We start from the raw sequence: 12,085 nt of genomic DNA, 5'->3' as shown, positions 1-12,085 counted from the left end.
TGTATCTTTGCAAACGTTTGCAACGAAATTTTTAATGAAAAAGATACTTATAACAGGCGCATCGGGCTTCATTGGCTCCTTTATCGTGGAGGAAGCACTGCGCAGGGGTATGGAAACTTGGGCGGTAGTACGCCGTACTTCCTCACGAGAATACCTCCAGGATGAGCGGATTCATTTCATAGAATTAGACTTCTCATCTGTCGATAAACTAAAAGAACAGCTCTCTGGACATCAGTTCGACTATGTTGTTCATGCCGCTGGTGTAACAAAATGCCTGAATAAGGAGGATTTCTTCCGCGTCAATCGTGATGGTACGCGCAACTTCGTACAGGCGCTGCAGGAACTTAATCAGCCCTTGGAGCGTTTCGTTTTCCTCTCAAGCCTTAGCATCTTCGGTGCTATCAGAGAGCAACAACCTTATAAGGAGATTGAGCCAACAGACACTCCACAGCCTAACACGGCTTACGGTAAGAGTAAGTTAGAGGCTGAACAGCTGTTGCCTTCGTCCTTCCCTTATATCATCTTGCGCCCAACTGGCGTGTATGGACCACGTGAGAAGGATTACTTCCTAATGGCAAAGAGCATCAAGGGGCATAGCGACTTTGCTGTTGGTTATAAGCAGCAGGATATCACCTTCGTATATGTTAAGGACGTGGTGCAGGCTACCTTTCTTGCACTTGACCACGGAAAGATAGGCAGTGCCTACTTCCTAAGCGATGGAAAGGTCTACCAGAGTACTACTTTCAGCGACCTTATCCACGAGGAGTTAGGTCGTCCTTGGTGGATTCGCATCACAGCTCCGATATGGGTATTACGTGTTGTCACATTCTTTGGCGACCTTATCGGACATGCGACAGGTAAGATTTCGGCTTTAAACAACGACAAATACCAGATTCTAAAGCAGCGTAACTGGCGTTGTAACATCCGCCCTGCGATTGAAGAGTTAGGCTATAAGCCTGAATATGACCTCAAACGAGGTGTGAAAGAGACTATTGAATGGTATAAAAAAGAAGGCTGGCTATAGGATAGCTAATTATTATTAGCCTTATTGGCCCAATTAGGCTAATAAGGCTAATAGGCCTAATAAGCCCAATAACAACAAACAATGAAACAATTTATCATAGACTTATTTAAATTAGAAAAGAAGCCCGTAAAGGGTCTTATGGCATACGAATGGGTGGTAATGGCTTACTTGGTGTTGACACTCATCGTCATATTCTTTATGTACACCACCATAAACAACCCGCAGGCAATGATCTTCGGGCGTCTACGCATCGTCGCTTTGACAGCTGCTATGTGGGTGGTTTATCGCTTAGCTCCCTGTAGGGCGACTCGTTTCCTACGTGTTGGCGTACAGTTAGGACTACTTGCTTGGTGGTATCCTGACACCTTTGAAATCAATAGACACCTGCCCAACCTCGACCATCTCTTTGCGCAATGGGAGCAAGACCTCTTTGGTTGTCAGCCAGCTCTGCTCTTCTCAAAGGCTTTGCCGGGTCCTATCTTTAGCGAGTTGTTCGACATGGGCTATGCTGCCTACTATCCAATGATAGCCGCAACGGCTGTTTATTACTTCGGCTGGTACTATAAGGAGTTTAACAGAGCTACCTTTATCATCCTCTCTTCCTTCTTTATTTATTACGTCATCTTCATCTTCGTGCCTGTAACGGGTCCTACCTTCTACTATAAGGCGATAGGTTTACAGAACGTGACAGCGGGTATCTTCCCTAATGTTCACGACTACTTCAACCATCATCAGGAGTGTTTACCAAGTCCCGGATATACTGATGGCATCTTCTATCACCTCGTTGAGGATGCTAAGGCAGCTGGTGAGCGTCCTACTGCAGCCTTCCCAAGCTCACACGTTGGTGTCAGCACCATCTGTATGTTGCTCCTTTGGCACGACCGCAACTATAAACTTTTAGCGATCCTTGCACCTTTCTATCTTCTGCTTTGCTGTGCCACTGTTTATATTCAAGCGCATTATCTCATTGATGCCATCGCTGGTTTCATCACTGCAGTTATCCTCTTCGCCATCCTCCTACGCATATCACGTAAAATGATAACAGAATAATGCTACACTATGGATAAGAAATAAGACTATAATAAAGTCGATTAAAGGCGTCAAGTCAATAGTTTCTTCGTATAAGAAAAGTATGTAATACGATAAAAACTATTGACTTGACGCCTTTTATTTTATGCCTTTTCTGATTCTTAAAACATCATTTTCCGTTGAAACCACTTGGCAAAAACAGGGTCAGTAATAGCCAACTCCGTCCCACGCTTTTCTATCAAATCACGCTCAAGGAGTGCTTTCTGCAATCGGTTGATATTCGAGTAACTACCCAACTGATATTTCTCTCGTATCTTTGCAAGTCCAAAGTCTTTCGTTACACCAGAGCATAAGGCACGCAGAAAGTTAAGTTGATACTCCGAGAGGGGTTCAACCATCTGCATAAAGAGTACCTCATTTGTCGCTAAGAGGTCGTCTGTTGCCTGTTTGATATCGCTCTCATCCACTGTCTCTCCTTCTTCCTTCTGTGTATAAACGAGCCAAGATAACTGCTGAACATAGGCTGAATAGTTGTCGGTGAAGCTGCATATCTCCTCCGCAAGGGCTGAACTGATAGTCCTCTTACCATCTGCAAAATGACTGACAATATACTCCACCCACTCAGCCGATGGTATCTTGTCGAGTACTATCAAGTCACCAAATTGATAGAAAGGCATACTGCGGTGTAGAAAGATGCTACTCATTAAGTGATGCTTACTACCGAAAAGACAGTAAGATACGTGCTTCTGATGTTGCCATACGCTCCTTAATCGTGCCTGTACATGCTTGCTATCGGTCATCTCACCTATCTGTTGAAACTCATCAATACAGACAACAATCTGCTTTCCTTTCTTTATAGCAATCTTTTCAGCCATCTCAAGCACTTCTTCTGGCGTATGTGTCTTCGGAGTTATACCCAAAGAAATAGCAAAATCACTGTTCGGTTCGGGACTAAATGATATCTTTGGCGTTAGTCTATACAAGAACTCCTTTGCCTCCTCGAGCCACATACTCTGCTTTGATGCCGTCTGCTTCAGTATTTCTGATGCCAAACGGTTGTAAAAGTCATACTCGCTCTTACATCCAAAGATGTCTAAATAAATCGTTATAATAGCTTCTGACTTCAGCTTTTCACACACACGCATCACCAAGGAAGTCTTTCCCAGTCGACGAGGAGACATCAGAATGGTATTGATACCACCTCTGAAATTATTCATCAATCGCTTTGTTTCCACTTCTCTTCCTATGAAGTTATAATCGGAAACAGCTACTCCATAAACAAATTTCTTGCACATAACGATTACAGTTTTAGCTTGTCTTACAACTGCAAATATAGTAATAAAATAGCAATCACACAAGTTTGTGTCACACAAACTTGTGTGACACAAACTTGTGTGACAACCAACATACTTATTTACAACTATTTATAAGACACAAGGAAAGGAAAAAGCGATATCAAAAACACCTTGATATCGCTTCTTTTTTATGCTCTTTTTACGTAGGATAAACATGTGGGAAAACAACATTCTACGGATGTTTATCCTACAGAAAGACCACAACTACGAATTCTTTTCATGAACGAAAATAATTATTTTCACGACAAGAAATATTTTTCTTCATGATAAGAAATATTTATTTTCATGAAAATAATTCGGAAATAGGACTACATACCAGTGCCAGCACCCATTCCAACACCATTCATTTGTTGGTCATTCTTCTTCTCTTGGAAGTCATTTGAAATCTTACTCTCATGTGTTTGGAACTGCTTTTTAGTGTTTCCAAAGTTCCAAGTGATGGTTAATGCCACGTGTTGCGCTGGTATCGTGATATTCATGTGGTTCTCGAAATTAGCACCATGGCTGTATTGTTTGATGTGCATCTTTCCTGTCAGCGGTACGAAATACATCAAACTAAGATTGAGTTTGTCCTTGATAAAACTCTTTGAAAGGGTTGACGTGAACATATTAAAGCCCCCACTATATCCCTGCAATGAACGTTTCTTTGTCAGTCCACCCATAAATATACTCCAATTCAGCTTCCATGGGAAGGTTTGCTGTACGCCCAAGAATGCGCTTGCTTGCCATCCAAAGTTGTGTTCGCCCAACTGCTCTGAACGAATATCTCCATAGTCAACTCCTCCATTGAGCATGATACGTGTCTTAGGGGTGACTGCATAGTTCATAAACATACTGAAGTTGGTCCAACGACTACGCACGATATTACCATAAGTTGTATTCAGCACTGTTCCATTCATAAATGAATATTGCTCAATCTGGTTGTTGGCAAAAGCCTCACCAAGCGTCATATTCATCATAAACTTTGGTGTGAAGTAATTGAATACTAAGCTAACGTTGTGGCTCTTCTCAACCGATAGGTTCGGATTACCATAACTCAAGACCGTAGGATTAGACCGATCGATGTATGGGTTGAGGTAACTAATACCCGGACGGCTGATGCGCATGTTATAATTCAAGCCTAAATTAACTCCTCCAGAGATATTATAACTGAGGCTGGCAGAGGGAACAAGACTTCCATAATTCTTCTTAAAGTCGGCACCAGAACCAACAATAAAGTTCACCTTCTCCCACGTATGTTCATAACGTAAGCCTGCCTTTGCACCCAACTTACCCATCGTTGCACTATACTCAGCATACTCAGCCAAGATACTCTGTGTATTCTTGTAGTTCACACTGTTAGCTGCATTATAGACTTCAGTGCCTCCTGTGATGTCATAGAACTTAGAATCAGACGAGTTGCGATGAGAGATAAACTTCAAACCAGTACTCAATGTCTGTCCTTTTCCTAATGGAGTCGTAAAGTCAACCTGCACAGTATGCTCCGTTCCACGTGTCTTTGCTGTTGAATAAAGGTCGGATAAAGGAATCGTAACACCTGCTGGAAGCGCGTCATAAGTGCGTCGGTTATTACTCTCAGCAGGGGAAGTAGTGAAGAGGTAACTCAATGTCAAGCTACTTGTATGTTCCTTATTGAAGAAGCGCTGATAGTCAACACTTCCGTTAAACGACGTACTCTTATTCTCCATCATCATCTGATTGCCATACGTGAAACCAGTTCCGTAGCTTCCACCAGAGAAGGTTGTCGTAGGGTGACCATCGTTTTTTATCGTGTTACCAGTCAACCCGAAGGTAGCACCAATATTACTCATAGAGTCGAGTTCATAGCCTAAGCTAACATTACTCATCGTAAAGTTAAAATTCGTATTACCCCTCTGCCAATAGTCCATACGTGACCCATCAGATGAAGTACGGCGCATCTCTGTTTCTGTTCCGTCTGCCTTACCCTTTGAAACCATCAGGTTAGCACTGTAAGTGAGCTTTCCTTGCTGTCCACTCAAGAAGGTTGAACCACGATATCCCTTGTTGCTTATGGTGGCAGCAATACTACCGTTGTATCCGTTCAACTTCGTTTTAGCCTTTCCGTCAGCATTATTCATAACGATATTCAGCACACCACCGACACCCTCTGCATCATATTTTGCACCAGGGTTTGTGACTACCTCGATTGACTTCACAGCCGAAGCAGGCATCGCCTTGAATATCTGTGAGGGATTAGAAGAGAACATTACGTTAGGTTTTCCGTCCACATAGACCTTGAAGGAACCTTGTCCATTGACGGTGATGTTGTCCTGTCCGTCTACTGTTACCATCGGAACCTTACGCAACATATCAAGTACGGTGTTCGTCTTGACATCATTGTCGCTCTGAACATCATAGGTCATCTTGTCGGTTTCCATCTTTACAAGCGGCTTCTGTGCTACAACCTCGACACCCTTCAACTGCTTTGTATCGTCTTGTACAAGGAGGTTTCCGAGGTCGATAATACCTCCAGCTTCCGTGAGTTGTACCCTACGCACAATCTCTTTACGACCCATTGAAATAAAGGAAACAATATAGCTGCCCTGTCCTGTTACCTTTTGAGAGAACTTTCCGTCCTCTGCTGTCACCGACATAGCCACCGGTGTCTCGCTTTTCTTACCTTTGTAGACTCTGATAGTGGCGTATGGTTCGCCCTCGTGGGTCAAAGAATCGAGTAATACACCCGATATCGTTGAGGTCTGACTATGTGCAGTTATGGCAATAGTCATCATACCTAAAGTAAAGATTAACTTATTAATTTTCATGTTTCTATGTTTTTACGGCTGCAAAGATGATATAGATGTAATACAAAGTTGTTTCCCATTACAACAAACAACATCAATAAAATCATTATCAATCACCTAACCAGTAGTGTTTTACTATCTAATCTATGTGCGCATTATACAGTGCAAAACTAACAAAAAAAATCTGATAACACAAGTTTTGAAAGTAAAAAAGAACAACTTAAAATAGGATTCTTTCCTACTCTTTCTATGCTATACAATAACTATACTAACAACATATTGCATCCTGATTAACCCTCCGCACCATTGGTGCTAACGCCCCGCACCACCCGTGCTAACCATCCGCACCATATGTGCGGGATATCAACAAAGTAATAGAAAAGGGTTATGAAGAATCATTATTGGCATGATAAGAGATATCGTAAGGCGTTAATGACCCACTTCATAAGGGTAGGCATTTGTCCAATAGTACAAAAAAAGATGATTACCAAGCCTAAACAATCTTGTCATCAAGGCTTGATAATCATCTTGGAAAGTATTTTCTTACTTCAAACAAACCAACTGGATAGCAAAACCACCACTCTTAGCTAAGTGCAAGTTGAGTACAGTTTCGCTATTAACCACCTGCTGTTCGATCGTCATAGAGTAAGGATTCTTATCGTATTCAGCATCAGGACCATCCTTATAGATGATAGCCTTGTAGCTTGTACCCGGTGAAAGGAAGTCGAGTTTCAACTTGATATCACGTGCATTCTCGTCACTCATACCTCCAACAAACCAGTTCTCACTATCGCGATCCTTACGTGCAGTAACGATATACTTACCTATCTCCGCCATAGGAATCACAGTCTTTTGCCAGTTAGAAGGCATTGCCTCGATGAAAGCAAAGGCTGGCTGATCCTTGTAGTTTTCGATTTCGTCGGCTGCCATCTGCCATGGAGTATAAATAACAACATACTCAGCTAACTGCTTAGCAAGTGTTGTGTGCGGATGCGTATTAGGATAAACCCTACCTTCAAGGTTAAAGATACCTGGTGTAAAGTCTATCGGTCCAGCTAATTGACGAGTAAAGGGAAGCACACAGAGGTGGTAAGGTGGGTTGCCACCATTGCCATCCCAAGCATTCCACTCTTGTCCTCTTACACCCTCACTGGCGATAAGGTTTGGATAAGTGCGCTGTAAACCGGTTGGCATAGCAGGCTCATGATTAACCACCATAATGTGGTGGCGGGCTGCAGCCTCTATCACCTTGCGATAGTGACGCACACCATATTGAGAGTGCTGGTGCTCCTTATCGTCCATTAGATTATTGACATAACCCGTCTTAACAGCCTTGATGCCCATCTTCTCATAGAGAGAGAAGGCTTCTTCCAACTGGTTCTCATAGTTCTTTGCAGCACCACCTGTCTCGTTGTGAGCGATGAGTGAGACACCTTTTGACAGTGCATACTTCTGCAATCCCTCAAAGTCATAATCAGGATAAGCCTTTGTGAAGTTGAATTTATCACCTTCCTTACCCCAGTCGTTTTCCCATCCATAGTTCCAACCTTCAACCAATACGCCCTTGAAACCATGCTGTGCAGCAAAGTCGATGTAGCGTTTTGTATTCTCGGTTGTGGCACCATGCTTAGGACCCGGAGCCCAAGTGGCTGTCTGCATGTGGTAACACCACCATACACCAACATACTTTCCTGTTGTAATCCATGATGTATCCTTAATCTTACAAGGGTCGTTGAGGTTCAACATGACACGGTTTGTAATCAAACCACCTACCTTATTCTCCACTGACAACATACGCCAAGGACTGACGAAAGGAGCTTTTGCACGCACCAAGTCGCCATTTGACCATGGAACTAACTCAGCCTTCAATCTTACGCTACCATCTTTTGTCTCTACAGGCTTAACATTCAGCGAAGAATAGTCTGTCAAATTTGCCTCATGAAGCATCATATAAAGGTCTGGTTTCGCCTCGATAGTAACAGGAGTGCATACCTTTCCCTTCTTACTTAAGTGGTCCTTTGTCCACAGTCCCTCATAGTAACCAGCATCATAAGGCAATGTCCATGCCTCTGGATCGCCCTTAAAGCAGAATTCTGTAGCCTCATCTGTGATGACAAAGTCCTTCAACTGCTTTTGTTCAGGGAATACATAACGGAAGCCCATACCATCGTCAAAGACACGGAAGACGATATTCAGTTGTCGCTGCAGCCCTTTCTTCTGTGCCAACTTCATAGTAAGTTCGTTATAATGATTGCGCACATCGACTTCTTCTCCCCATGGCTGGCGCCACGTTTCGTCCTTTGTAGCTCTTGCAAAAGCCACAACACGAAAGTCACTATCAAGACTTCCATCTTTCAGTTTCATGCCCAAAGCTGAAGGGAGAAGGATTACCTCCCCACCACGACGCAAAGAATAATAAGGTCGTCCAGCATTGTCAACACCTGCAGTCAGTGTCAGATTGCCCGAAGGTGAACTTACCGTAGCTTCCTGCTTTGCCATCATTGCCATTGGAAGGAGTGCAAAGCACAGCATTAAAAAGAGATTTTTAAAACGTTCTGTTTTCATTTATTGAGATTTTAATAATATTAATTCTTACCATTAACAGCATCTAACAATGCCTTTGCCTCAGCCGTCTTCAACTGTACAAGGGCATTATAAGCCTCCTTTACCTTCGCATTATTAGGTTGTGCAACACGTGCTTGATACCAGCGATAGATAAGTTCTAAGTCGGCTTGCTGATAGCTTACGCCAGTGAACTTCTGCAACATAAGGAGGTATTTATACCCATACTCTAATGTTGGTTCGATAGTTGTTCCCTCGCCATAGTCGTTCCATGTGCTTATTTGCAGATACTTCAAACCTGCCTGTCGGGCTGCATCAAGCTGTCGCTGGAACAACGCTCCGTTCTCAGCACTGTATGTTTGATAACCTGTACCGCCCTCACCTTCTTTGTAATAGTCCCAGAAACCGGGCATAGCACCGCCTACAAAGCACTTATAATCCTTTGCTATAGCATAGTTAGGATTAGGATTTACCCACGTATAAACACCTTGTGCATTGTCAGAATAGGTAGCATTATTAACGCTGCCCATCTTTCCTTCCAGTACAAGGAACATTGGTTTTGTGGTGAGGATAGAGAAACTACGATACCAGTCTTTTGGCGATTCCATCTGAATAGGACCGAAGTCTAATAACAATGGACGACTCTCAACCTTCACATAACTATCGTCCTTAAAGAAGTTCTCAGCTAAATAGCGGAGGTCCTGACGTACTGTTCCAACCTTATCCGTCACCCCTTCGAGTGTTCTGTCCTCATAAACGACACTCATCTTGAGCCCTGCACGTTTCAAAGCACGGAAGAGTGCTTCAGTATTCGACTTATGTAAGGCGATAGAATTATCACTATTAATGCCATACCAATCGACCATTACACCGTCTAAGCCGGCATATTTCATCAGTAAACACTGATAATCCAACACAGCCTCATCGCCACTTGCGTAAGGACCCGTCTGTGGATAATAGTGTGAAGCTATCTGTCTTTTGCCGTTAGCATCGGTCTTGTTCGGGTCACAGTTCTTCATTGCCCAGTGGTAACCCCACTTTCCTTCGTTCTTAGGGTTGGATGTGGTCGTCTCAAACCAAGGCATATAATGTGCATACACCTGCATGGTGTTTGACTTCGTAACGGCAACAGGCACGATTTGCGTAGCCTGTTGACTGCCTTCAGTCTTCTTAGGTGCACCCTCATAGCTGTCTGCACAAGACGCAAAAAGCAATCCTGAGACAGCTGCAAAAGTAAATACTGATTTCAACTTCATCATGTCTTTTATTCTCTTAGCTGGCTTTCTCGTTCTCGAAGTAGGTACTGACTGAGTCTTATCTGTCCTATTGATGCTGCCACGCTACGTGCTACCGCTGTGCAAAAGATGCCCTTTCGTAAGTACAAAGATAAACTTTAAATACCGTAAAAAAGCACTTCGACAGTGTAAAACGTCATCTCGCTTGAATTATTTTCATGAAGAAAAATATTTTTTTTCATGAAAGGAAATATTTTTTTTCACGATGAGAAATATTTTTTTTCATGAAAATAATTCGCGTCAGACAGCTACCCTATAGAGGAAAGTCATGTTATTAATGTGATATTACGTGGGTTGTTCCATCATGGAGGAGGCTGTTCTTGTGTCACTTAGCGGTCTTTTTCAATCCGTCAAAGTCCTACTGATTAAAGCCCTCAATACCCAATGGCAACTGTATGGACCATCAGTCCCTACCGTACCATTGGGCATCTTCATAACACAAAACCCATCAAAGATTAATTCTCATAGCCTGGATTCTGCTTTAAGTTAGGATTTTTACTCAACTCCTCTTGTGGAATTGGATAGATACCCGTGTGCTTGTCGGCAGGATCGGCAGGCTTTTCCCACCACGGTTTGAAGTAAGTTCCGAAGCGGATGTTGGTTGTTCGACGTAGATTCTCAAATACAAACTCATGCTTCCATTCGTTGTCAAGGTCGTCGAGGGTGAGCGTTGTGAGGTCGTCAAGGCCTGCTCGCTTACGGATCTGATTGATATAAGTGAGTGCTGTAGGGGTGTAACCTAAACGGAAGTTACACTCTGCTTGCATCATCAAAATCTCCGCATAGCGCATTAGTACCCAGTCGTTGTCACGCTCCCAAGAGTCATTAGCACTCCATTCATACTTGTTCAGACGTGCACCAGCATTCTTAGCAGCATCGGTAAAGTTGTCTATTTCCTCTGTGTAGTTCAACGGTGAGCCATCATCCATCAGTACTTCAGAACCATCCTTAGCACTGTATTGCTGACCGATGAGCAGACTCTGGCGGCGTACATCCCTTGCGTCGAACGAAGAATAGAGCCCCGGTTGAGCACAGATACCGTTACCACACCACTGATAAACGCCAGCTGGGTCGAAAGCCAACTTCTGATTATAGTGGTAGGTCATACTTGCAAGGTAGTTACCCACTGTTCCCTGCTTATGATCATACGGTATAGAGAAGATGATTTCAGGCGACTTTTCGTTCTGAATAGCGAAACTTGCCTTATAATTAGGCGTCAGCGAATAGCCTTGAACCTTATTACAAGCATCAAGACAATCCTGCCAACGAGCCGTACCAGTAAACACCTCGGCATTAAGATAGAGTCGTGCCAAGAGCGTATTGGCTACGTTCTGGGTAAAACGACCGTAGGTAATGCCAGAAGGCAAGAGTGGGATAATCTCCTTGAGTTCCTTCTCAATGAAGGCAAAGACATCCTTACGCGGAGTATTCGTTGGGAGTTCTTTCTGTGTGAAGTCGGTCACTACTGGTACATTCCCAAAGCAGTCGAGCAGGTTGTAATAGTAGTAAGCACGCAAGCCACGCAACTCTGCCTCCACTTTCTGCTTATCCTCTGTGGTCAGTCCACTCTGTTCTACCTGATAGATAATGGCATTCACCTTAGAAACACCAGTGAAGTTATATCGCCAAACAGAGAGGATACCAGAGTTCTTAGCATCCCAGTTGTGGCGTTGGAACTGCTGATAGCGACCGCCATCATACCAGTCTGTACCACGGGTTGGGATACATGCCTCATCACTTGAGCACTCCTGTGTGAAAAATACATACTCACAAGTAGGATAACAGATGATACCTGCGCCCTCAGGAGTACCAGAACCATAGCCTCGGAGAGTAGCGTAAGCACCTCCAACGATGGTTGCTACCTCAGAAGAAGTCTTGCCATAGTCATCCTGCGACACCTTATCGTAGAGTTGTTCGTTAAGGTCTGTACAGGAAGCCATTGCTAAGAGCAGTCCTACTCCTAACCAAGTCTTCCGTCCAGGTAGGATATTTGATATGCTAATATTCAATCGTTTCATAATAATTATGTTCTTATTAATGTTGAAGATTACGGTA

7 protein-coding genes are annotated in these 12,085 nt (G+C 43.4%); 2 read left to right on the top strand and 5 right to left on the bottom strand.

The window, feature by feature from the left end; translation table 11 throughout:
• Positions 1 to 34 precede the first annotated feature (34 nt).
• Positions 35 to 1,024, top strand: coding sequence for an NAD-dependent epimerase/dehydratase family protein (locus CHB62_RS03080; RefSeq protein WP_089365659.1), 990 nt, complete (start codon positions 35 to 37; stop codon positions 1,022 to 1,024).
• An 81-nt stretch (positions 1,025 to 1,105) separates the two neighbouring features.
• Positions 1,106 to 2,074, top strand: coding sequence for a phosphatase PAP2 family protein (locus tag CHB62_RS03075; protein ID WP_089365658.1), 969 nt, complete (start codon positions 1,106 to 1,108; stop codon positions 2,072 to 2,074).
• 140 nt (positions 2,075 to 2,214) lie between these two features.
• On the opposite strand, the gene CHB62_RS03070 is transcribed toward CHB62_RS03075, so the two are convergent.
• From CHB62_RS03070 to CHB62_RS03050, 5 genes are all read right to left on the bottom strand, one after another.
• Positions 2,215 to 3,348, bottom strand: a complete 1,134-nt coding sequence (locus tag CHB62_RS03070; protein WP_089365657.1) for an AAA family ATPase — start codon at positions 3,346 to 3,348, stop codon at positions 2,215 to 2,217.
• A 368-nt stretch (positions 3,349 to 3,716) separates the two neighbouring features.
• Positions 3,717 to 6,194, bottom strand: coding sequence for a TonB-dependent receptor domain-containing protein (locus CHB62_RS03065; protein WP_089365656.1), 2,478 nt, complete (start codon positions 6,192 to 6,194; stop codon positions 3,717 to 3,719).
• Positions 6,195 to 6,716: 522 nt separating this feature from the next.
• Positions 6,717 to 8,738 carry a glycoside hydrolase family 97 protein gene (locus CHB62_RS03060; RefSeq protein WP_089365655.1) on the bottom strand — a complete coding sequence of 674 codons (2,022 nt, stop codon included), beginning with the start codon at positions 8,736 to 8,738 and terminating at the stop codon, positions 6,717 to 6,719.
• Between the two features lie 20 nt (positions 8,739 to 8,758).
• Positions 8,759 to 9,991 carry a glycoside hydrolase family 99 protein gene (locus CHB62_RS03055; RefSeq protein ID WP_089365715.1) on the bottom strand — a complete coding sequence of 411 codons (1,233 nt, stop codon included), beginning with the start codon at positions 9,989 to 9,991 and terminating at the stop codon, positions 8,759 to 8,761.
• Positions 9,992 to 10,485: 494 nt separating this feature from the next.
• On the bottom strand, positions 10,486 to 12,048 hold the full coding sequence (locus tag CHB62_RS03050; RefSeq protein WP_089365654.1) for a RagB/SusD family nutrient uptake outer membrane protein: 1,563 nt from the start codon (positions 12,046 to 12,048) through the stop codon (positions 10,486 to 10,488).
• Positions 12,049 to 12,085 lie beyond the last annotated feature (37 nt).

The organism is Prevotella jejuni (assembly GCF_900187995.1).
GTDB lineage: Bacteria > Bacteroidota > Bacteroidia > Bacteroidales > Bacteroidaceae > Prevotella > Prevotella jejuni.
The sequence above is the reverse complement of the archived record's forward strand: the minus strand, read 5'-3'. Positions and strand labels throughout refer to the sequence as shown.